The 22,411-nt window shown below is 66.9% G+C and carries 19 protein-coding genes; 6 read left to right on the top strand and 13 right to left on the bottom strand.

Features of this window, described 5'->3' with window-relative positions:
* Positions 1 to 89: 89 nt before the first annotated feature.
* The 3 genes from QW845_RS26960 to QW845_RS26950 all read right to left on the bottom strand — a co-directional run bounded on the left by QW845_RS26960 (position 90) and on the right by QW845_RS26950 (position 3,486).
* Positions 90 to 911: a hypothetical protein gene (locus QW845_RS26960; RefSeq protein ID WP_315804552.1), complete on the bottom strand. Its 822-nt coding sequence runs from the start codon at positions 909 to 911 to the stop codon at positions 90 to 92.
* A gap of 4 nt (positions 912 to 915) precedes the next feature.
* Entirely contained in the window at positions 916 to 2,280 is a 1,365-nt protein-coding gene (locus tag QW845_RS26955; RefSeq protein ID WP_409997972.1) for a hypothetical protein, read from the bottom strand.
* Between the two features lie 138 nt (positions 2,281 to 2,418).
* Positions 2,419 to 3,486 carry a phospholipase gene (locus QW845_RS26950; RefSeq protein ID WP_315804551.1) on the bottom strand — a complete coding sequence of 356 codons (1,068 nt, stop codon included), beginning with the start codon at positions 3,484 to 3,486 and terminating at the stop codon, positions 2,419 to 2,421.
* 352 nt (positions 3,487 to 3,838) lie between these two features.
* Between QW845_RS26950 and QW845_RS26945 the strand changes: the two genes are divergently transcribed.
* Positions 3,839 to 5,770 (top strand): calcium-binding protein, encoded by a 1,932-nt coding sequence (locus QW845_RS26945; protein WP_315804550.1) that lies wholly within the window; start codon positions 3,839 to 3,841, stop codon positions 5,768 to 5,770.
* Between the two features lie 19 nt (positions 5,771 to 5,789).
* Here QW845_RS26945 and QW845_RS26940 read toward each other — a convergent pair whose 3' ends face one another.
* The 6 genes from QW845_RS26940 to QW845_RS26915 form a co-directional block, all read right to left on the bottom strand.
* Positions 5,790 to 6,761 carry a S1C family serine protease gene (locus QW845_RS26940; RefSeq protein ID WP_315804549.1) on the bottom strand — a complete coding sequence of 324 codons (972 nt, stop codon included), beginning with the start codon at positions 6,759 to 6,761 and terminating at the stop codon, positions 5,790 to 5,792.
* A 158-nt stretch (positions 6,762 to 6,919) separates the two neighbouring features.
* Positions 6,920 to 7,225: a hypothetical protein gene (locus tag QW845_RS26935; protein WP_315804548.1), complete on the bottom strand. Its 306-nt coding sequence runs from the start codon at positions 7,223 to 7,225 to the stop codon at positions 6,920 to 6,922.
* The gene (locus QW845_RS26930; protein ID WP_315804547.1) at positions 7,209 to 8,312 is read right to left on the bottom strand and encodes a hypothetical protein; all 1,104 of its coding nucleotides are present in this window, start codon (positions 8,310 to 8,312) and stop codon (positions 7,209 to 7,211) included. The genes QW845_RS26935 and QW845_RS26930 overlap by 17 nt, the downstream gene beginning before the upstream one ends.
* Positions 8,309 to 8,752, bottom strand: coding sequence for a DUF4383 domain-containing protein (locus QW845_RS26925; protein ID WP_315804546.1), 444 nt, complete (start codon positions 8,750 to 8,752; stop codon positions 8,309 to 8,311). Before QW845_RS26925 ends, QW845_RS26930 begins: the two co-directional genes overlap by 4 nt.
* The gene (locus QW845_RS26920) at positions 8,749 to 10,194 is read right to left on the bottom strand and encodes an FAD-binding oxidoreductase (RefSeq protein ID WP_315804545.1); all 1,446 of its coding nucleotides are present in this window, start codon (positions 10,192 to 10,194) and stop codon (positions 8,749 to 8,751) included. The genes QW845_RS26925 and QW845_RS26920 overlap by 4 nt, the downstream gene beginning before the upstream one ends.
* A 69-nt stretch (positions 10,195 to 10,263) precedes the next feature.
* Positions 10,264 to 11,781, bottom strand: coding sequence for an AMP-binding protein (locus QW845_RS26915; RefSeq protein WP_315804544.1), 1,518 nt, complete (start codon positions 11,779 to 11,781; stop codon positions 10,264 to 10,266).
* A gap of 355 nt (positions 11,782 to 12,136) precedes the next feature.
* Between QW845_RS26915 and QW845_RS26910 the strand changes: the two genes are divergently transcribed.
* Positions 12,137 to 12,541, top strand: a complete 405-nt coding sequence (locus QW845_RS26910) for a four-helix bundle copper-binding protein (protein WP_315804543.1) — start codon at positions 12,137 to 12,139, stop codon at positions 12,539 to 12,541.
* A 138-nt stretch (positions 12,542 to 12,679) separates the two neighbouring features.
* Here the strand turns inward: QW845_RS26910 and QW845_RS26905 are convergent, their stop codons facing one another.
* Complete coding sequence (locus tag QW845_RS26905) at positions 12,680 to 12,850, bottom strand: Flp family type IVb pilin (RefSeq protein ID WP_315736183.1); 171 nt, start codon at positions 12,848 to 12,850, stop codon at positions 12,680 to 12,682.
* A gap of 160 nt (positions 12,851 to 13,010) precedes the next feature.
* Positions 13,011 to 14,558: a winged helix-turn-helix domain-containing protein gene (locus QW845_RS26900; protein ID WP_315804542.1), complete on the bottom strand. Its 1,548-nt coding sequence runs from the start codon at positions 14,556 to 14,558 to the stop codon at positions 13,011 to 13,013.
* Positions 14,559 to 14,704: 146 nt separating this feature from the next.
* Between QW845_RS26900 and QW845_RS26895 the strand changes: the two genes are divergently transcribed.
* Entirely contained in the window at positions 14,705 to 15,754 is a 1,050-nt protein-coding gene (locus tag QW845_RS26895) for an alpha/beta hydrolase (RefSeq protein WP_315804541.1), read from the top strand.
* Between the two features lie 11 nt (positions 15,755 to 15,765).
* On the opposite strand, the gene QW845_RS26890 is transcribed toward QW845_RS26895, so the two are convergent.
* Positions 15,766 to 16,338: a GNAT family N-acetyltransferase gene (locus QW845_RS26890; RefSeq protein ID WP_315804540.1), complete on the bottom strand. Its 573-nt coding sequence runs from the start codon at positions 16,336 to 16,338 to the stop codon at positions 15,766 to 15,768.
* A 325-nt stretch (positions 16,339 to 16,663) separates the two neighbouring features.
* Between QW845_RS26890 and QW845_RS26885 the strand changes: the two genes are divergently transcribed.
* Both QW845_RS26885 and QW845_RS26880 read left to right on the top strand, forming a co-directional pair.
* Positions 16,664 to 18,178, top strand: coding sequence for a hypothetical protein (locus tag QW845_RS26885; protein WP_315804539.1), 1,515 nt, complete (start codon positions 16,664 to 16,666; stop codon positions 18,176 to 18,178).
* Positions 18,179 to 18,423: 245 nt separating this feature from the next.
* Positions 18,424 to 19,989, top strand: a complete 1,566-nt coding sequence (locus QW845_RS26880; RefSeq protein WP_315804538.1) for a hypothetical protein — start codon at positions 18,424 to 18,426, stop codon at positions 19,987 to 19,989.
* A gap of 19 nt (positions 19,990 to 20,008) precedes the next feature.
* Here QW845_RS26880 and QW845_RS26875 read toward each other — a convergent pair whose 3' ends face one another.
* The gene (locus QW845_RS26875; RefSeq protein WP_315804537.1) at positions 20,009 to 21,268 is read right to left on the bottom strand and encodes an Hsp70 family protein; all 1,260 of its coding nucleotides are present in this window, start codon (positions 21,266 to 21,268) and stop codon (positions 20,009 to 20,011) included.
* Between the two features lie 360 nt (positions 21,269 to 21,628).
* Between QW845_RS26875 and QW845_RS26870 the strand changes: the two genes are divergently transcribed.
* Positions 21,629 to 22,126, top strand: a complete 498-nt coding sequence (locus QW845_RS26870; RefSeq protein WP_315804536.1) for a GNAT family N-acetyltransferase — start codon at positions 21,629 to 21,631, stop codon at positions 22,124 to 22,126.
* Positions 22,127 to 22,411: the final 285 nt, after the last annotated feature.

Below are 22,411 nucleotides of genomic sequence, written 5' to 3'. Positions count from 1 at the left end.
CATGTTCTCCAGTGTGACGGCCAACAACGCCGCGGTCGAAACTTGGTTCCGCGCTCGCCGCGGTCCCGGTCCACCGCGATCAGAACATCCTAACTGCGCGATTTTTCAGGCCGCGATTCCGGCAGCGAGGTGACGAGATTGAGGGCTTTCATCTCGTCGGGCTTGAACGTGAACAGCTGGTCATGCGGCGTCTCCATCGCATGCACCCAGACCTTCAGATCGATGCCCATCGCGGCGAGGTGGCGCTGGCATCGCGCCGAGATGTTCTGCGCAAGGCTCATGTCGTCGCCGGACCTCACGGTGGTCCCGGACGCGGGGACTGCGGCGATCTGATGCACGCCGATGATTGCCCGCTCGCCGGCCCGGCGCTCGACACCGCCGGCGAACACCAGCGGGCACGACGACGCGCAATATTTTCCCGCCTCCACTTCGGTTGTGAATTTCCGCGCGCGGATCAGTCGCCCCATCGCCAGCGCGTCGGCGACGGAGCCGCCGGGCGAGTTCAGCACGATCGTCCGGATATATTCGCCATGACGTTCGACTGCGTCCGCGAAGCTGCGCGCGCTGCCGGGCGTGATCGTGCCGGTCGCGAACAGCCGGCCGCCGCTGCGCAGCTCGAACTGAACAGGCTGCTGCAAGGCACGATCCCCCTGGGGCAGCGGCATCAGCCGCTTCATCAGGGGCGCCAGCACCGATGGTGATTCGGCCGGCATGTCTGGCGCGTCGCGCCGAATGTCGAGCTGAGACGGGGCTGCATCCGATGGCACCTGCGGAGCATTCAGCTCGAGCAGGTCCGCCGCGAGAACTGCGGCGGTGACGACGAGGATGCTGCGGAAGACCCAACGCAGAATGCTCTCATCGGGATTGTCCGCGAGCCAGGCATGGACGCGTCGGTTCAGCGCCGAAGCCACGGGACTACTTTCCAAGCCGAGCCGACGACAGCGACGTCACGTTCTCATCCGCCGCGGCCGGCGCCGGCTCGATGGCTGGCGCGGAAGGCTGCTCAGCAGGCGTTTCGGCAGGCCGTCGCTCGGCCGCCCGCCTGGCATCCTCGACCTCGCGCGCGATCTGCAATGCGGTGACGAGATCGCTGGCCGTCAGGCTGGAGGCGCTCACGGCGGGCAGGCCCTCACGGCGGATGGCGGCATGGACGACGCAGAGGATCAGCACCAGCACCGCCGGCATCAGGTCGATCGAGATCGCGCCCGCCCAGCTCGGGATGAAGTCGCCGGCGTAGCGCAGCACTGCTTCGGCGGGCGACAGCGTCTGGAACCGGGTCGGCTCGATCCGCGGCAGCGCCAGGATCTTGTCGGCGGCGTCGGCGAGCGAGGCGGCCTGCGTGGCGATCGCGCCCTCCACCTTGCCGACGACGGCGGTCTGGCGCTCGGCCAGGTCGCCGCTGCGTCCGCCCGGGGCAGGCGCGATGAATCCGGCCGACAGCGACGTCGCGGCGCGCTTCACCGCAGGGGCCACCGAGGTCTGCTGCAGATTGGCGATCACGCCCATCAGGTTGAGCGACTCCGTGGCGAAGGCATCGCTGCGCGTTGCGATCGGGCCGCGGTCGGAGATCAGCTCGCGCATCCTGGTGAGGCTCTTGCCGCCCTGCTCATAGAGAGCGGAGACGCGCTTGCCCGACTCCTGGACCTGCTGGCCCAGTCCGTCGAGCTGCGTCGACATCTGCGCGAGAAGCTGGACCACGGTGCCCGATCCGGAGGTGCCGGTGAGCGAGCCCGCGCGTTCGGCGTCCGCCAGCTTGGCGAAGCGGGAGGAGGCGAGCTGGATGTCGGGCAGCAGGCTTTGCGCAGCGATGGCCTGGCTGTTGGCCCGGTCGAGGTCGCGCGTGTAGTTCTGCACGGTGATCGCAAGATGCTGCTGGATCGCGGCGGCGCCGGCCAGCGCCGAGGCATTCAGCCAGGACGACATCGCGACGATCATCAGCGAGCCCAGCAACATGCAGCCGGCCATCATCAAGCGCCCGATCGTGCTGGTGACGTGCGGCATGAACTGCATCATGAACACCCAGAAGGCGTAGATGCCGACCGAGACCGCGACCGAGTAGATGACCGCCGCAAAGAACACCGTGGTCGGACTGCCGTTGAGCAATTCGCGGACGCCGAGATAGGTGTAGACGCCGGCGGCCAGCGCCAGGATCGCGGTCGTGAGCTTCAGCGTCACTTCGAGACGGCTGACGCCATTGGCGAGCACGACGGAGGTGGAGGAGCGGGCGGAGGAGACTTGCGCGACGGACGCAGGAGACGAGGGCATCAGCGGCGAGGGCATGAGCGGACCTTCGGCGGCCTCATGGCCGCCCGTATGCAGCGCCCCCGCTGTATGGCCGAGCAGAACCAGTGCGGACAAAATCCGCCGACATTGTGTCGGCGGCATTACCGATCAGCCATGTCGTCGGGAGACGCTGGCTCAGCGCATCAGCCAGCGCAGCAGCTCGACATTGGCCTCGCGCGGATAGCAATGGCTGAGATCATCGATCTCGCGATAGGCGACATCGGCGCCCGCCTTGGCCAGGGCGTTGGCGGTATGCCGCGCGATCTCGACCGGGAACATCCAGTCGAGCCGGCCGTGCACGATCTGGATCGGCAGCCCGCGCAGACGGTCGCGGTCGGCGATCTCAGCCATCAGCGGATGGAACGTCGCGGCCACCGGCGCAAGGTGCGTGAACGGCGAGCCTGCGGCCAGTCCGCTGACGTAGCAGAACGTGCCGCCGTCGCTCATCCCGGTCAGCAGCATGCGGGTGGGATCGATCGCGACGCGGCTGCGGACGAGGTCGAGAATGCGCAGCAGGTTCGGCGTATCAGCGTCGTCGCCCATCAGCGCCCAGGTCGGTCCGGCCGCGGTGGGGGCAACCAGGATGGCGCCGAGGCTGCGCGCGGCCCGCAGCCAGCTCCAGAGGAAGTCGCGGCCGTTGCCGCTGCCGCCATGCAGCGCCATGACCAGCGGCCAGGCCCGGTCCGCCGTGTAGTATTCCGGCACATACAGCGAAAAGCCGCCGCGATTGCCGATCTCGTTATGGTCGTGAAATACGGCGTCCTTGCCTGCAGAGGACGTGGCCAGCAACCGGCGCAGCCCGTCGTCGCCGTCGACGGCGGGATCGAGGAAGAATTCGCTCAGCGGCGGCAGCGTCGCGGCGAGCGGAAACAGCGCCTCGAGCGCGCGCGGCAATTGACGCAGGGCCCTGAACACGTCGACCAGGTCGCCCTCGCCGCGCTGAACGGCGCGCAGGCCGGCAAACGACATCAGCGCGGCGTCCGCTGCGGTGTCGAAGGCGATACGGATATGGGCGAAGTCCGCCGGCCACGACGTGAGATGAATCCGCGCCGTGTGCAGCGCCTGCTCCGGATCGCCGACATCAGCCATCACGCGATCGAAATCCGGCGGATTCAGGTAGCGCGCGACGTAGGACAGGGCTTCGAGCGTCTGCAGCAGTGGCGGCAACACGATGAGAATGTCATCCACCACGGCATCCGTCATGCAGGTCTCCTTGATACGCGAACCGCGGGTCTGGCCGTCTCGTCTGTTTGCCGGCGAGCGCTGTCATGCAACGCAAAATCGGCCGTCCGGGCAATGACCATTTTCCGAACGCGTGTTCGCTCCGCGAAGCCGCAATCTCGCGATGCGGCTCCCGCAAGTCAACATGGTGCGGACGTTGCCGTCGCGCGTGACAGGTGAGTCGCGCGCGAATACACGCGCAGACGATAGTTGATTGACAAAATTCGGGCGCGATGTCGCACTTGGTGAGAGCCGACGGCGCAGCGGAGGGTTCCTCATGGATCACCGCCTTGGGTCAAAACTGCCGATCGGTTGCCGAGGGGGGATTCGCATCATGACCAAGTCGCCGTCGGCCGCGTTGATCAACGCGGTGCTCGCCATGGACGTCTACAACAGAGGCGTCAACCCGACGCTCGTGGTCAATTTCAACCGTATCGGGAGCTATGAGCTGGTGGCGGCGAGCGTGACGTCGACCGCCGACAATTTCGAGGCCGCGACCTATCAGCTCGCGGGCGATCCATCGACACGGATCATTTCGTTTCGCGGCACCGACAGTCTCGCCGACGTGCCGTCGTGGCTCGGCGGCGCCGGTCTGGCTGGCTGGCCGACGCAGTTCCCGGATGCGGAGTCCTACTACAAGACATGGGCGACATCGAACGTCTCACTGACCGGACATTCGCTCGGTGGCGGACTTGCCGGCTACATCGCGGCGCTCAACGACAAGGTGGCCTATGCGTATGACGCGATGCCGTTCGAATTCGCGGCGGAAGTCCGTTACGACCAGTTGCACGGCTTCTGGGGCGCGCTGACGTCGCACCCGGTCGACCGCTATTCCGACATTCACATGGTCTCCCTTTCCGGCGAGATCCTGCAATATGTGCGGGCAGCGGCGCCGGTGCTGGAAGCGCCGCTGGCGCTGCTGCAGCTCGGACCGGTCGCCGGCGCGCTCGCCATCGCCGATGCTGCGATCGGCATCTCGTCCGAGCAGAAGACCGTGCTCGGCGCGGGCGCAGATCTCGGTCTGGATCCGGTCAGCCTGCACTCGATCGCGCTGCTGACGATGATGCAGTGGGCGAGCGACAACGGTGCCCAGGATTGGAAGAAGGCGGCGGCTGTGCTGCTGGCGCCGCTGGAGGATGACGCGATCGCTTCGGCGGTCGGCATTCCCACGGCCGGTTTGAGCGGCGAAGGCGCGCCGTCCGACAAGATGAAGGACATGATCGCCTATTCGACCGTCACCGATGCGAGCGGCTACGGCAACAGCGCCGTTCAGGCCCTGTTCAATAGCGGCGGCGTGCTCGGCAACAGCGTCAGCGCCGACACCGCGGCGACCTACCTGAAGAACGGCGGGGTCGAGAAGGCGCTGGCCGAGATCGTGGTGGAATATTCGGCGCTGCTGGCGCAGAACCACGACGAGGTCACGGCGACGCCCGGCGTGATCGGCCATGAGCACGGCATTTTCTATCAGGATACGGCCAACAACCTGCTGGTTGCGGATCTGTCGTCCGACCTGTGGTCGCACACCGACACCGGATCTACGGTGGACATCCTCGGCAAGCTCGCGCTGATCGATGCGGTTGCGAGCTTCGAGGGCGATGACGCCAACCTGATCGACATGGCGATCGGCGTGCTGTGGGGCGGCAAGACCGACAATCTCGACTGGCTCAGCGCGGCGCTGAGCGATGCCGCGACCTCGGTCGCGGTCGATCCGGTGCCCGGCGCGATCATTGCCGCCTCCGACGGTGCGCTGCTGATCGCCGGCGGCGGCAACGACACGCTGGCGGGTACCGCCAATGACGACCTGCTGATCGGCGGCGGCGGCAGCGACGTGCTCAAGGGCGGGGCCGGCGACAACATCCTGGTCGGCGGCGTCGGCGCCACCTACGTCTATGCGCCCGGCGACGGCAACGACGTCATCATCAACGGCGTCGCCTCGCTGTCGAAGCCGACCGGCACGCTCGATTTCGGAACGGCCTACACGGCCGACAATTTCTGGTTCGTCAAATCGGGCAACGATCTCGAGATCGACATTCTCGGCACCCATCAGCAGGTCACCGTCGCCGACTGGTTCCTTGGCGGCTCGTATCAGCTGCAGGAGATCAAGGCCGGCGGTCTCGAGATCGATACCCAGGTGTCGCAGCTCGTGCAGGCGATGGCGACCTACGCCCAGGCGCATCCGGCCTTCGATCCCACGGTAGCATCACAGTTGCCGACGGATGCGCAACTGCACGACCAGATCGCCGCGGCCTGGCACGTCAACGCGTGAACGCAGGCCCGCGGCCGCCTCAGTGCAGCCGCGGCGCCTTGAGCAGCTTGGCGCGGTCGGTCGAGGCGATGGTGACGTCGAAGGTGACGCCCTCATGGTGCACCGTTAGCGGCACGTCGACGCCGGCTGCGCCGAGCGCCCAGAGCTTGCGATAGAACTCGCTCTGGCTCGTCACCTTGTCGCCGTTGATGCCGAGGATCACGTCGCCCGCCTTCAGCTCGGCGCGGGCGGCCGGGCCATTGTCGGAGACGCCGATCACGACGACGCGATCGTCGACCTCGGTCGCGTACATGCCGAGCCAGGGGCGTGCCGGCTTGTTGACGCGACCGAAGCGCCTGAGATCATCGATGATCGGCTTCAGCAGATCGATCGGCACGACCATGTTGACGTGCTCGTCCTTGCTGTCGCGCTCGCGCTCCAGCTGGAGCGACCCGATGCCGATCAGCTCGCCCTTGGCCGAGAGCAGGCCGGTGCCGCCCCAATTCGGGTGGGCGGGGTGGGTGAAGATCGCCTCGTCCAGCAGATATTCCCAATAGCCGGCGAATTCCTGCTTGGCGATGATTTGGCTCGCGACCGATCGCGTCCGTCCGCCGGCGCCGCCGAGCACGACGTGATCGCCGACCTTGGTTGCCGCCGACGAGCCGAGCGGCAGCGCGGGCAGGTCGAGCGACCCGAGCGCCTGCACCAGCCCGAAGCCGGTGGTGAAGTCGAAGCCGAGCACATGGCCCTCGACCACGCGTCCGTCATTGGGGTGCAGCCAGACGGATTCGGCCTCGGTGATCAGGTAGCCGATGGTCAGCACCAGCCCGTCGTCGATGACGACGGCATTGCCGGCACGCTCGGTCCCGAGCGTTTCCGCGCTGAAGGCGTCGGACGGAATGATGGCATGCAGGCCCACGATCGAGGACAGGGCTTGATCAAGATCGTATTGATAGTCTTCGGCGCGAGGCTGGAAGGCGGAGGGCACTTTCCATTCGGTCAAAGAAGGCATTTCGTTCTCCTGCTCTGTCGATACGCCCGGATGTATCGACCAAGCTTCTGCTTCGTGTCGCGTGACGGCCACAGCGTGAACGCGAGCTTAACATCTTTGGGCGGCTGCGCCAGTTCCGCGGGCCCCGCGCCGGCGCTGGGAGGAACTGCCCGTGCCGACTACCCGCGGCCGCAGCCCCTGCCGATCAGGGGCCAGACCAGCCACGCGCCGGCAGCATACAGGCTGCCGACAGTCGAGGCTCCGGTTCTGGCCGCGATGTGGAAACGTCCGGCATCGAGCAAGGCTCCATCGGAGGCGACGATCGCCGAGATCATACGGTCGGACGGGCCGAACACGACCACCGCATCCGGCTTGATCACCAGGGCCATGGCAGCCATGCCCGCAAACCAGGCGAGGGCAACGGCCAGCACGCCCTTCAAGGGAAGGGCGCGGGACGGGGGAGGCCGGTCAATAGTCGTAGGCATGCTCGAACGTATATCCCGCGGCTTCGAAACGGCCGATGTCCTGAACCAATGACCGCACCGGTACGTCGACGCCGATGCGGCGGGCACCGGGACGCGACTGGATCGGGACGCTGAATATAGGCAGCCCATCGAAAGCTGCCAGCCGTCCGTCGCCCGGAGGCACCATGATCGTGACCAGGATGCGGTGGTTGCCCGCGACCTCGCCGAGCGCGGCGCCGTCATGACGGCCGAGCTCCTTGGCGAAAGCATCGAACTTGGCGTAGCGCTCGGTCTCCACCAGCACGCCCTTCATGCCTTTGGCGTCCGTGACCTCACGGATCACCTTCACGCCCGGCATGACTGCAAGCTCGGCGGCAGGCAGGCCGGTGACGACGCTCTGGATGGCCAGCACGGCCGGATCGTAGCCCGCCGCATAGCCGATGACGGCCGCATAGGCGGCGCGCCCGGCATATTGCAGGCTGAGCGAGACGCGCCGCTCCACGGCGCGGAACGACGGCACGAAGGGCGTCTCGCGCCAGAACTGATCGAGCTTGGCGACGAAGGGATAGCGATACCAGGGGGTCTGATACAGGAATGCCGCGTAATCCTTCAGCAGAGCGAGGTTGAAGACGTCCTCTGCCGTCTTGACGCCGTCCGTGGTCTCCCAGCTGATCGCCCCGATGCTCTTCTCGTAAGCGCCCTGCAACGCCATCTCGGCGGTGAAGCTGAAGCCGATGATGTAGTTCGTCAGCTTCTGCTCCGAGGTGGCGGGACCGGAGCCGGCCGCCTGGCGCGTGGCCCGGCACAGGCTGCGCCAGAAGCCGGAGACGCTCGATAGATAGTGGAAGTCGGACTCCGAGGCCTGCCCGGTCACCGCAGCGAGGTCGGCATAGGCGTGGACGATGTACCATTCAGGAAAGGTCAGGAAGCTGTCACCCTGCGACCTCGCATAGGCGGGATCGGTGATGCCGAAGTCGGAGTTCACCACCGGGGTCGGGACGTCGGCCACGCAGACCGTCTCGACGCTGATCACGGTGGTGGCAATGCCTATCGCCGTGGCTGCCAAGACGACGCCGAGAAGATACAGCGCTTTGCGACGCAGGCTCATGCGACGGCAGCCTGTCTACGCCACGGCGACCAGCCGACCGCGATGCCGATCGCGCCGAGCGCGAGATGCGGCAGGCTGGAGAGGACCTTCACCAGCCACGAGGTGTCGCGGATGCCGTCGATGACGATCGAGAGGTCGAGATAGCCCGAGCCGGTGAAGACGCCCATCACGCCGTCCAGGAAATACAGCGAGCCGAACACGCGCAGGAAGAACACCGCGCTGCGGCGGGTCAGCATCGCCGCCAGCGCCCACAGGCCGGAGACGACATGCAGCGCATCCTTGTAGATGTCGAGCTGGAACAGGCCGAACACGCGGCCCTGTGCATCGATGAAGGCGGGGATGTAGTCGGTGGCAGCCGCGAACAACAGCGCCACGGCGAGCGCCAGCGCGGCGATGCGGTAGCGGTCCAGTGCGAAGCCGTCGGCTGCTGATGTATTCATGCGAAATAGGCGTCCCACATCGCGTTGCGGAACAGGAGGTTCGGATCATACTGCCGCTTGGCGGCGACGAAACGCGCGGCCGCCGGATAGGCCTTCTCGACCTGGTCGCGGCGGGCATGCAGACGATAGGGCAGATAGAACGCGCCGCCAATCGCGGTGATGCGGTCGATCAGCGCTTCGGTCGTCCGCAGCATGTCGATCTCGCCTTCGGGCGAGGTCGCCTGCGAGAACGACATGACGGCTGCGATCCGGCGCACCGGCGCGATCGTGAGCGCGGGTGTCTTGTCCTCGGCGACGTAGCGCAGGGTGACGTTGAGGAATTCGGCGCGCGCTTTGGGAATGATCTCGCGGCAGGCGGTGAGGAACTCGCCGAAGCGCTCCGGCGCCACGAAATATTCGTGCAGGATGTCGGTGCGGTGCATGTCCTTCTGCGCCAGATTGGCGACCGGCTCGGCCATCAGCGAGTTGCGGGTGTAGCGGCTGTCGGAAATGGCGGGGCCGAGCCGGGTCTCCATGAACCAGCGCAGGCCCTTGGCGACCTCCCATCCGGTCTGGGCGCGATAGATCGTGTTGGCGACGCCGGTGAGCTTGCCGGAGCTCACGGCCGCGGGCAGGGTCGCCGGAGCATCGGGGGCGGGGCGGAAGGTGACGAGCAGGGCGTCGTCGAAGAACGCCTTGCGCGACACTGACATCCGTCCATAGGCCATCTTCACATTGGCGTCGCCATCGATGTTGCGTGTGAACTGCTCGGCGAATTTCTCCGGCGCCATGCGCTCGAAGCGCGGCTCGAGCAGCAGGTTCGGCACCATCTCGACCTCGAGATCGACGATGAGGCCGAACAGGCCATAGCCGCCCATCGCGAGCCCGAACAACTCGGCATTCTCCGTGCGCGAGCACTGCACCAAGGTGCCGTCGGCGAGCAGCATGCGGATCGATTTCACCGTCGAGCCGAACGGGCCGTACGGCACCGGCCAGCCATGGGCATTGACGCAGAACGTGCTGCCGACGCCGAAATCGCTGTTCGACTGCATCACGGCCGGCGAGAAGCCCTTGGGATCGAGCGCGGCGATCACGTCCCACCAGCGGTTGCCGGCCGCGGTCCGATAGGTCTTTGCCGCCGTGTCGAGCTCGATCGCGCCGCCGTCGAGCGTGATTGCCGTGCCGTCGCGCGGCAGGCTCTGGCCGCCCATCGAATGCCGGGCCACGGCCGCGGTCACCGGACGTTTCGCGGCCGCAGCCTCCTTCAGCTCGGCGCGCAGCCGCGCGATCAGATCGTCGGTGGCGGGCTTGCGGATCACCACATGCTTCGCAACCGGCGTCGGGTTGAGCCGGCTGGCGTCGTTGAGGATGGTGCGCAGCTCGGCCCGCGCCCGCGGCATCCGCGCCAGGGGCAGCGCCGCGGCCGTGGCTGCGGCGCCCAGAAACCGTCGTCTCGACATCATGGCGCGGACTCTCCTTCCCCTGACGGAGTCTACGCCGGCATCGTAAACGTTCGAAAAATTTCCGTGCGGTCAGTCTGCGGCCGGTCGTGCCCGGGTGGGTGCGAGACGGAAGTCGCGGCCATCCTTGATCCATTCCGCGCGCTCGTCGCGCAGCAGGGTGCGGCGCACCTTGCCGGAATCGTCGCGCAGCATGGTGTCGACCAGCTCGTAGCTCTCCGGGTGCTTGTAGCGGCTCAGCCGGTCGGCGAGGAACGCGCTCATGCCGTCGACAATAGCCTGTGCGTTCCTGGCCCGGTCGATCTCGACGATCGCATGCACGCGCTGGCCGAGTTCCGGGTCGGGCAGGCCGACCACGACGCAGGAGCGGATGTCGGGATGCGCCATCAGCGCCGCCTCGACCTCGGCCGGATAGATGTTGGCGCCGCCGCGCAGGATCATGTCGGCGAGGCGGTCGCCGAGATAGAGGTAGCCGTCGGCATCGAGCCGGCCGATGTCGCCGAGCGACTCCCAGCCGTCGGCGCGCCGCTTCGGCTCGGCGCCGAGGTAGTGATAGGTGCTGCCGGCGCCATCGGCCGGCAGGAAGTAGATCTCGCCGCTCTCGCCCGGCGGCACGTCGTTGCCTTGGGGATCGAGGATGCGCAGTTTGCAGGACTCGTCGATCTTGCCGACCGAGCCCTTGTGCTCAAGCCATTCGGTGCCGGAGATGACGGTGCGACCCTGGCGCTCGGTGCCGCCATAGAGCTCGTAGACGCGCTCCGGCCCGAGCCACTCGATCCATTTTTCCTTGAGCCATGGCGGCATCGGCGCGGCCATGTGGAACACCATCTTCAGGCTCGACATGTCGTAGCTGTTGCGGACCGCCTCCGGCAGCGCCCAGATCCGGTGCATCATCGTCGGCACGAAGTTGACCCACTGGATGCGCTGCGCCTGGATCAGCCGCAGCGTCTCCTCGGCATCGAACTTCACCATCCCGGTCAGGCTGCCGCCGGCGAACAGCGCGTAGTGCGACACGATGAACGGCGCGTTGTGATAGAGCGGTCCGGGATTGAGCAGCGATGCGCCCCTGGGGATTCCGAGCGGCGGCTCGGCGGCGGTGTCGGTCACCGCCGGCTGGTGATCGAGGATCACCTTCGGCCGTCCGGTCGAGCCGCCCGAGGTCATCGCTTTCCAATAGCGCGACACCGGCGCGGCGAGCGGCGCGTCGGAAAAGCCGTCGGGCATGAAATCGGCCGGCAGCGCGTTCGGTGCATTCCAGTCGGCCTCGCCCCCGACGACCAGCGACGGCTTGAGGATCTCGAGCACCGCGGCGGCCTCGCCGCGCGGCAGCCGCCACGACAGCGACGTCGGCGTCGCGCCGCATTTCCACACCGCGAAGCTGGTCTCGAACAGCGCATTGCCGTTGGGCAGGCCGATCGCGACGAAGTCGCCGGGCTTCACGCCCTTGGCCGCGAAGGCGCGCGCACGCGCATTGGCGCGGCGCTCGAGCTGCTCCCAGGTCAGCGTATCGGTGCCGTGCCGGACCGCGACGCTATCCCTGGGTTTGCGCTCCGCATACCAGCGCGGCACGTCGGCCATCGGAATCAGCATCCATTCCTCCACATCGTCGGCCGCCTCGCTCGGGCGCCCGTTCTTGGTCTGCGGCTCGGGCCGCCGACGTCAGTGACGAGAGGTGTTGTGCCTCAACCGAACCGGGTCGTCCATACGCGCGCGGCGCCAGGTTTCGGATGGCAGTTCTGCGAAATGGCGCTGATACGCATGAGGCAGGAGTGAAAGGCTGGAAGCCGTGACGCAGGTGGACTGATAATTCCGTCACGCGGATCGTAAGACGGTCGAGGTCGCGCCACGGGGAACAGGTCAGGCATCGCACCGAACGGCGCGGCGATAAGAACCTTTGCAGCCGATCTTCATTGTCGCTCGCGGGGTCCAACGGACAGGAGCTCCCATGCACGCTCAACAGATGATCGAAACCCACCCGCACGTCCGCGGCCGAGTCGACGATGCACTCGTCCGCTGCATCGAGGAGTGCTACTCCTGCGCACAGATCTGCACCTCCTGCGCCGACGCCTGTCTCGGCGAGGACAGCGTCGCCAGGCTGACGCAATGCATCCGGCTCAATCTCGATTGCGCCGACGTCTGCAACGTCACCGGCCGGCTTGCCACGCGGCGTACGGGCTCCGACCAGGAGATGATCAGTCGCATGCTCGAGGCCTGCGCGGCGGCTTGCCGGCGATGTGCCGAGGAGTGCGAGAAGCACGCCAAGATGCATGCCCATTGCCGGATCTGCGCCGAGTCCTGCCGTCGCTGCATGAACGCCTGCGAGGAGGCGGGACGCAGCACGACGCACTGAGAGGCCGGTTGCGGCGCTGCTCCATCGAAGAATGGAGGCCCATTAAAAAGACAAAGGCCGGGCGCGAGGCCCGGCCAGTCCGACCATGGCGACCGGATTGCTCCAGTCCTGAGAACGCCATCGCAGACAATCGATCGGTCAGCCGCCGTTCAGCTTCGTGGTCAGGGTCGTGAAGATGCCTTCCAGGGTGAGTCCGAGCTTGTTGAGTATGGTGATGATCGCAAGGGCGATGCCGGCCGCAATCAGGCCGTACTCGATCGCGGTTGCGCCCGATTCATCCTCGTAAAATTTGAGAAGCAATTTCCTCATTAATTCCCTCCGCCGTCCAACGACAGGACCGCCGGACGATGTCCGCGAAACTACGGAATGGAACCTAAGGTAGTATGAACGAGGTCGAGCCAAGTTTCGCAGCTGTGCCGTTCATGTCGAAAATTCCAGTTGCAACATGGTCCACTGCACGCGAACGGGATCATGGCGGCACACCGGCTGCGCGCAGCGCCTCCGCATAGGTTGTGGCGAGCGTCCCGGCCGGAAATGGGATCCGTTCGAGGAACTCGGACACCGTGAGATGCGGTTCGAGGCTCAGAAGCTGACGGGCGACGTCGCCGGCGCGCGCCATCTCTCCGTTCCTGACCAGGGCGACGATCAGGACGCGAAGCGCGACGGCGAAACGCCGGTTCTGCGCCAGCGCGATCTCCGCCCATTGAATGGCGGCAGCGCGATCGTCCTCCGCCACCGCGCAGATCGCCAGCGCTCCGGCTGCGAACCATCCCCGCGGATCGCGCGGGTTCAGCCGCCGCGCCCGTTCGATCATCGCGCGTCCCGCAGCCGTGTGTCCGGCCATGATCTCGATCCAACCGCTCAAGGTCAGCGCCATCGCCGAGTTCGGGTTGATCACAAGCGAGCGGCGGAACAGCTCTCGTGCCGGGGCGATGTCCTCGGCCATGTTCCAGATCGCGAAGGCCGCCATCCACAGCACCTGCGCGTCACTGGGCGCATGCTCGCACGCCTGCCACGCCCGCGCCACGGCAGCCGTGCGATAGTTCTCGTCCGGCGCGCTCCAGCCCTGGAAGTGGCGCAGCGCCTGGCAATAGGCCCAAGCCGCCATCGCGGGTGCGCAGGCGGGATCGATCGCCAACGCCTGGTCCAGACAGACGATCGCCGCAGCGAGGCTGTCGGGCGTGAAGGCGTCACGCAGGCTGGCGGCGCGCAGCAGCAGGTCGTAGGCGTCGGGATGCAGCGGCGGCGTCGCCCGCCGCCGCTCGCCTTCCGCCAGTTCGAGCGTCGGTTCGATCGCGGCCACGATGCTTTCGGTGATGCGGTCCTGCAGCGCGAACACGTCGTCCAGCTGACCGTCGAAGCGCTCCGCCCATAGATGGGCGCCGGACGCCGCATCGATCAGCTGCCCGTTGATGCGCAGGCGGGACCCTGCGCGGCGCACGCTGCCTTCGAGAACGTAGCCGACGCCGAGCTCGCGTCCGACCGCCCGAATATCGACGGCCTTGCCCTTGTATATGAAGGAGGAGTTGCGGGCGATCACGGCGAGGCCGCTGCAGCGGGACAGCGCGGTGATGATGTCCTCGGCCATGCCATCGGCGAAATAGTCCTGCTCCGGATCGCCGCTCATGTTGGTGAACGGCAGCACGGCGATGGCGGGGCCGTCGAACGCGGGCGCGGCCGACACCGCCGGCGTCTGCACCGCTTCGGCCTGCTCACGGACCTCGCCGACGAAGCGGACACCCTTGCGAGGAATGGTGCGGATGAGGCGCTGCGCCTCGCCGCTGTCGCCGATCGCGCTGCGCGCCGCGCTGATGCGGCTCGCCAGCGTCGCCTCGGAGACGATGCGGCCGCCCCACACCTCGGCGAGGATGTCGTCTCGGCTGACAACGCGGTCCCGCGTCTTGATCAGGAACGCGAGCAGGTCGAACACCTGCGGTTCCATCGCGACCAGGCCGCCGCCGCGGCGCAGCTCGCGGCGGTCGGGATCGAGCACGAAATCGTCGAAGCAATATACCACATGCACCGTCCTGGCCGCCGGCTTCACCTTCGCGTCACGCGATCAGCAAAATCAAGCCGGCCTCAAGGAAAAATCAATGCCTCCTCCAAGCGCCGCGCGGGCGCAAGGCGCACAACAACGGCACATCGGAACCAGGAGCCTCTGCCATGCCGACCGTTCTTCGCCCCAGCCGACGCTGCTTCCTCACCCTTGCCGGAACCGCCGTTGCGGCCCTTCAACTCGGCTCCAGCGCAGGGCAGGCGCAGGGCTTCAAGTCGGCGTCGAAGCTGCCGGAGATCCCCCCAGGGGCGGGGACGTCGCTCGGACCGATCAAGCAGGTCACGGCCGGCGAGGTCAGCATCGGCTATGTCGAGACAGGTCCAGCCGATGGGCCCGTAATCATCCTGCTGCACGGCTGGCCGTACGACATCCACAGCTTCGCCGACGTCGCGCCGGCGCTGGCCGCGTTCGGCCATCGCGTCATCATTCCGCATCTGCGCGGCTACGGCACGACGCGGCTGCTGTCGCCGTCCGCGTTGCGCAGCGGCCAGCCGGTCGCCGTCGCCGCCGACATCGTCGCGCTGATGGACGCGCTTGCGATCAGGATCGCAACCCTCGCCGGCTACGACTGGGGCGCGCGCACCGCCAACATCATCGCGGCGCTGTGGCCGGAGCGGTGCAAGGCGATGGTCTCGGTCAGCGGCTATCTGATCGGCAGCCAGCAGGCCGGCCGCATGCCGCTGCCGCCGGCCGCCGAGCTGCAATGGTGGTATCAGTTCTACTTCGCGACCGAGCGCGGCCGCGAGGGCTACGACAAGAACCGGCGCGACTTCGCCAGGCTGATCTGGCAGACGGCCTCGCCGAAATGGACGTTCGACGACGCCACGTTCGCGCGCAGCGCCGCCGCCTTCGATAATCCCGATCACGTCGACATCGTCGTGCACAATTATCGCTGGCGGCTCGGCCTCGCGCAGGGCGAGGCGAAATACGATGCGCTGGAGGCGAAGCTCGCGACCTTTCCTGACATCAGCGTCCCCACCATCACGATGGAGGGCGATGCCAACGGCGCGCCGCATCCGGCGCCAGAAGCCTATGCCAGGAAGTTCACCGGCCGCTACGAACACCGGCTGATCACTGGCGGCATCGGCCACAACCTGCCGCAGGAGGCGCCGCAGGCGTTTGCGCAGGCGGTGCTTGACGTGACGGCGAGCGCGTAGCGCCGACGATCTCAGGCGGGAGCGCGTTGCTTTTCTTGGCGTTGCAGCCACGTCTCGCGCCGCACGATCCATTGCTCGGAGCGGGTCTCGCCATTGTGGTGCGCGACCTCGATGAAGCCGACGAACTCGGCGCCCGTCTTCTGCTTGACCCGCCGTGACGCGATGTTGCTCGCGACGTTGCAGACGGTGAACTGATCGAGGCCGAGCGGACCGAAGGCGAAGTCGTTCACGGCGGCGACCGCCTCGCTCATCAGCCCGCGATTCCAATAGGGCTCGGCGAGCCAGAAGCCGCGATGGCCCTTCGTCGAGTCCATGCGCGGCCGGAAGTGAATGTTGCCGATGGCCTCGCCGTCACCGTCGCGCAGCGCAAGCACCCATTGATACAGCTCCTCGCCGGCCGCGATCCTGTCGAGCTGCAGCCTCACGAAGGTCTCGGCGCCGTCGGGAGGATAGGGCCACGGAACGACGGCTGCGAGGTTGCGGATGACGTTCCAGTTGTCGAACCCACGCTGGATCGCCGGCGCATCGGCGAGCGACAGCGGCCGCAGGATCAGACGGGCGGTCTGCAACGTGGGCGAGAGCATGACGCCATGTTGTCGTTTACCAAGCTCGTCCGCAAGCCGGGGTTGCTCCGCCGCCCGACCCGCATGTCACTGATAATGCGCATCGGGCGTCGCCATTAAGGTTGCCAGGAACTTTCACGCCCGTGCTGGAGCCCGATACTTCCACAACGTTGCATTGCAGTGCATGAATTCGGGCACACGCAACCTGCGCGACTGCAGCGTGCGTACAACCGTCGCAGGAAACTGTGCCGGCTCGGGCTCAGGGTTGCGCCCGAACGTCAACCATTCGTCTGCCGCGAGATCATCACGCAGATCTTGGGCGGGCGCGATTCGGGGTGTCGTGGACATGAAGCGCAAAGCGGCGGATCGTCAGTTACGTCGTCTGCAGGCGGAGCAGAGCTTCGATCCACGCACATGGCGCGATCGGCAGCTCGGCCGTGCCGTTCCGTTCTACGGCTCGGAGCTGTTCCAGCTCGGCTGCCCGCCGCTGGCGTCGTTCATCGCCGCGTTCCTCGGCTGTCTGATGACCCTGCATCTGAGTGCAACCGGGCTGTCGCCGCTGATTGCCTCGGCGGCGGCGGCTTTGCTGCTGTGCGCCTCGCTGATCCTGACACGGACCGCGGATCTGGTGCCGAGCACGTTCTTCTCGTCGGCCTATGGCGGCAGCTTCGTCGGCATGACTCCGGTGGCGCTGTTGAACGCAAGCGTCATTCGCGCCGGCCTGCCGCTCGACGCCGCCTTCGTTCTGCTCTCGCTGTTCTGTGGACTGGTGTTCTGTCTGGGCTGTGCGCTCGACATGTGGCTGCGTGGCGGGCTCGCGCGCGGCTATGGCGGACGACTGGGCGCGCTGGCGGCGGTCGCTTCGTTCCTGTTCGTCGGTCTCGCGCCGCTGCTCGGCACCGAGGGCGAGCTGTTTCCGATCGCGCGCCGCGGCGTGCTGGAGCAGGGGCTCGGCAGCACCGCGCTCACCTTCGCGTTGTGCGCGGTCGGCATGCTGGCGACGATGGCCGCCTTGCGCTGGGCGCCCGTGGCAGGGTCGCGCCGCGCGGTACGCATCTTCGTTGCGGCGTCGGTGGCCTTTGCCGGCCTCGTGGTGCTGCAGCTTCTGCCCAGCGGGGCCCCTGATCTCGACGCCTATTCTGCCGGTTGCTTCGTCGGCATGTCGTCGTCGCGGCGGCTGCGCAGCCTGCCGCAGGCGATGGCTGCGGCGGTGCTGCTGACGGGCCTGTTGATCCTCACCGGTCCCATCCTGCCGAGCGTCGGCGGCAGCCTCGGATACATCGCCTTCGTCTCGGTCATCTTCGTGGATGCTGCGGTTCGTCTGTTCGTCGAGGCAGGGGAATCGCCGTGGCAGACCGTCCTCGCCTGGACGCGGGGACTCGTCGCCACACTCGCCATTTTCGCGGTGCTGCTCGCCAGCGAGCTGATGTTTCAGCCGCCGGTGGCGGAGCCCAACGGTCCGTTCGTGAACGCGGACAAAGCCGCCGCGCCGGTGCGGACCACGATGCCCTTACACGACGAGGATCGGCGCGATGGCGCGGCGTTCGGCGAGCCGGCCTCGGCCGCTGACACAGCGCCGGATCTGCCGCTTCAGATCCTGAATCCGGAGGGCGCCAATCCGCTCGCCCTGCGGCCCTCGAGTGAGCCGGCCCAGGAGTCCGCGTCGCCCGCGTCTGCAGAGCCGTCCCGGCGGATCGGTCGCGATGGTCGGCCGGCGGGCGTCCTGGCTGCGCGGCTGAAGCGCCAACAGACACGGGTGGTGCCGCACGCGACGACCCGACAGCACATCATGGCCCGCCATGAGGTGCAGCAGCCCGTGCCGGAGTGGCGACCTGATCCGTCGACGTTGGCGGGCCCCTGACGGGCCGCGAGCATTTTTGCGGCCATAACCCGACTCGGCCATACCTCCGCACGCGTTTTGCCATGTTTTCACTGCATCGTGCACACAGCGGTGCTTAGCGGATGATGCAGGCCCGTCCGGCTCTTGTCTTCTGCTCGTACGTCAGGACGCAAACGACGTGGGGTCTTTCGCCCGCATCGCGGCTGTCGTTCGGCGTCAGGAGGAGGTGAGGGCCGAGCCGATCCACATTTGGGGGCGGTTCGCAGATGCAGCAGGCCTTTGATGGTGCGCCATACCGGACGGGCCTGCCGGTCCTGTTCCAGCCGCGTCCTCAGCCGCGGCGTTCTGATCTCCCTGTTGCGCTTGTCGTGGCCTTCGCCGGCGCCTTTCTCGGTTGTCTTGCCACGCTGCATCTGAACGCGCTGGGCCTGTCGCCCGCGCTCGCCTCGGCGGCGGTGACGGTCGTGCTGTGCGCAGGCCTGGTCGTCGCGTCTCCGGACAACCTCGCCGCGACCACGTTTTCGTCCTCGGTCTATGGCGGCAGCTTCAGCGGCATGACTCCGATCGGACAGCTCAGCGAAAGCGTCGCTCGTACCGGATTGCCACAGGAGGCATCGCTCTATCTGCTGTCGATATCCTGCGGCCTGCTGTTCTGCATCTTCACTGCGATCGAAACCCGGCGGCGCGTCGTGCTGTTGCAGGGCTATGGTGGTCGGCTCGGCGTGTTGGCTGCGATCGGATCGCTGCTATTCGTCACGCTCGGGCCGTGGCTCGCCGGACAAGGCGGATCGCTCCGTCTGGGGCATCTGAATCAATTCGACCAGGAGCTCGGTGGCTCGCTCGCGATCCTTGCGGCCTGTCTCGCCGGGACGTTCCTGACCATGGTCATGCAACGGCTTCCGCACGTCGCAGAGTCGGGGCGGGCAGCCCGCACCTTCGTCTCGGCCACGCTGGCGTTTGCCGGAATGGCGGTCATGCGAGGGCTCTGGTCCGACGAACGCTGTCTCGTCGATGCCTATTATGCCGGATGTTTTCTCGGGATGTCTTCGCCGCAGCGGCTGTCAGGCCGGTTGCAGCCGATCGTGGCCGCGCTGACGCTCACCGTGGTTCTGGTCCAGGCTTCGACGGTTCTGCCCCTGGTCGGCGGCAGCCTCGGCCTTGCGGCGTTCATTGCGGTGGCCGGCGTCGACCTGGCTTGGCGGACGGGTGGCGCGATGTCCGTTCCCCCATCCACGAAGCTCGCGCTTGGCCGAAGCCTGGCCGTCGCCGTGACGGCGGCGGGGTTTCTGCTGCCGAGCCATGTTTTTCACGGGCTGGCCGACGAGACGGCCGGCGTGGTCCTGTACGAGCCGGATCCGGCCGACACTCCTTCTGCTGCGGTCCAACCTGAAAGGCAGATCGTGGACGCCGTTCCGGACGCAGGCTCGCCGGCGCCGGTCGGGCCTGCCGTGGACCTCGATCCGGCCCCCGCCGCCGTCACCAAGGCCGAGGTCATTGCGATTGACGCCGCGCCCCTCGCAGTCGCTGCTCCCGCGGTCGGCGAGGCCCCGGCACCGCCGGTGCGCGCAGAACAGACTCGGACCCGGCGGACGAGTCGCACCGTGCCAGGCTATTCGCTGCCGCCTCGGGCGGATTCGGGACCCTGGGGCATCATCCGCAGCGGCGATCCCGGGCGGACCGGCGCGGCTGATGCCCGTCCGGTGCGCGCGAAGCCCGCCGCTGTCCGTGCCGTCGTCCCGACATCGGCGGCGCCGCGCCCGGCGCCGCGCGCCCAGCTTCAGAACGCACCGAAGAAGCCGGCGCGGGCGGCCGCGACGGTCTCCCCCGAATGAGCCATTCCTGAAATTGGCGTCAGCCGAACTTGCGCCGCGCGTCGAGCGCGAGCCCGATGCCGACGCTGCCGAGCAGGTCGGTCTCGGCGATGCGCGCCGCCGGAAACAGCGCCAGGATGGCCTGACGCAGCGCCGGCACCATGCTCGAGCCGCCGGTGAGGAAGATGGTGTTGATGGCAGCGGCCTCGACGCCGGCATCGTCGAGCAGCTTCGTCACCGTGCCGACGACGCGCTCGACGGAATCGGCGATGGCGCGGTCGAAATCCTTGCGCGTGAACTTGATGCGCGCCCAGTCGTCCTTCTCCGACAGCACCGAGATCAGCGACTTCGCCGCTGTCAGCGCGATCTTGGCCTGCTCGACGCCGATCGCGAGCGTATGGCCGCGATGCTCCTCCACCACCTTGATGAAGCGGTCGACCAGATCGCGCCGCTCGGCCTCGTAGCGGATCTGGCGCAGCTCGCCGATCACGCCTCTCTTGTAGAGCTGGTTGATGCGGTGCCAAGTGGCGAGCTCGTGGTAGTACAGCGTCGGCAAATTGCGCTTGCCGTCGGCGGTCAGGCTGCCATAGCCGAGATGCGGCATCACGCTCTTCAGACTGAGCAGCCGGTCGAAATCGGTGCCGCCGATATGGATGCCGCCATTGGCGAGGATGTCGTCCTCGCGATGCGCCTTGCTGCGCCGCTCAGGCGAGACGCGCACGATCGAAAAATCCGAGGTGCCGCCGCCGATGTCGACGATCAGCACCAGCTCTTCGTGCGCGACCTGCTGCTCGTAGTCGAGCGCGGCGGCGATCGGCTCATATTGGAACGCGATGTGCTTGAAGCCCTGGTCGCGCGCGATTCCCTCCAGCGCGCTCTGCGCTTCCGCGTCGGCCGCATCATCCTTGTCGACGAAGCGGACGGGACGGCCGAGCACGACCTGGTTGATCTCCCTGCCGAGCCTCTTCTCGATCTGCGTCTTCAGATGCGCGAAGAAGAAGCCGAGGATGCCGGCAAACGGCACCGCCTTCTGCCGGATATAGGTCTTCTCGTGAATCAGCGCGGTGCCGAGGATGCTCTTCAGCGCGCGCATGAAGCGGCCGTCGTGGCCGGTCAGATAGCGCTCGATCGCGTTGCGCCCGAACTGGATGCCGTGATCCTCGAAATCGAAGAACATCGCGCTCGGCAAGGTCCGCTGCTCGCCCTCCAGGGGGATGAGCTGGGCTGAGGCACGATCGCTGAGGCCGACGGTGGTGTTCGAAGTGCCGAAGTCGATGCCACAATGGGCCGCTGCCGCCATGCTCGTCTCGTTTCCGTCCGGGGGGCGGTCCGCTTAGCCGTTTCGCACCGCAATGTCATGTGCGAATGTGAGGCATGACTGGCATGAAAAACCGCACGAGGATTTCGCAGCCATCGTGTTCGTTTCCCTGGCTGCCTGGCCCATCACGCCGCGGGCCTGACGGCCGAACGTCAAGGCGCCGCTCTACGTTCCATCGCCGCCGAGGCGGCTGCTCCTCACCGTGGGCCGCGGTCCCCCCGAGTACGGGCTCGCGGTGGTGATGCGCGCTCGTGCGGATCGCTGCCGAAGCTCAGGCTGCTGATCGCTCTGCAGTTGAGACCGGGAACGAGAGTGTCGCCGAGGATGACCTGGAGAAGCCGAATGAACGCAGAACGTCCTGACAGGCCCATCGTCACCGTTCGCCGCGCCGCGAGCGATTTCGACCGGTGGGAGCAGGTTCGTGCGCTGATTCTCGAAGCGTTCGCCTACATGGATGGGCGCATTGATCCGCCATCATCGGCATCGCGTCTCACGCCGCAATCCATGCGGGATGACGCTGCAAAGGGAGCGCTGCTTCTGGCGGAGCACGCGGGCGAGCTGGCAGGTTGTGTGTTCGTCCGACCCAAGGGAGAGGCGCTTTATATCGGCAAGCTTGCCGTTCGTCCGGATCTGCAAGGGGCAGGCATCGGTCGACAACTGGTACGAGCCGCCCGCGACGAAGCCCTCCGGCTCGGTTTGACGATGCTCGAGCTACAGACCCGCATCGAGCTCATCGACAATCATGCTGCGTTCGGCCGCATGGGCTTCGCCAAGGTGGCCGAGACTGCGCATGAAGGATACGACCGGCCAACGAGCATCACCATGCGTGCAAGGGCGTAGTGCGAGCAAATTGGAGCAGAGGTGGCGCTGAGCAGGTGCCGTCGGACATGCTGCGGGCGGTTCAACTGACCAGACCCAAGCTGACTCGCAGCGGCAAGAAAGTCCAAGCAGGTCTTGCCGCACGGAAGGTCATGCGACCGAGCGTGAGCAATGTCCGCTCTCCAGGCTCGACCGGACGTAAGCGGCCGGATTATGGAAAGGCTGCTTGTGTGAAGGGTTTCGGATGCCGGCCGCATGATTGACGGCGCGGCATATTCGGGCGGCCGGCGTCCGAAAGCCTCCAAG

The sequence above is a fragment of the Bradyrhizobium sp. SZCCHNS3002 genome, from assembly GCF_032377435.1.
Taxonomy (GTDB): Bacteria; Pseudomonadota; Alphaproteobacteria; order Rhizobiales; family Xanthobacteraceae; genus Bradyrhizobium.
Note: the sequence above shows the minus strand (reverse complement) of the source record. Positions and strands in the feature narration are given on the sequence as shown.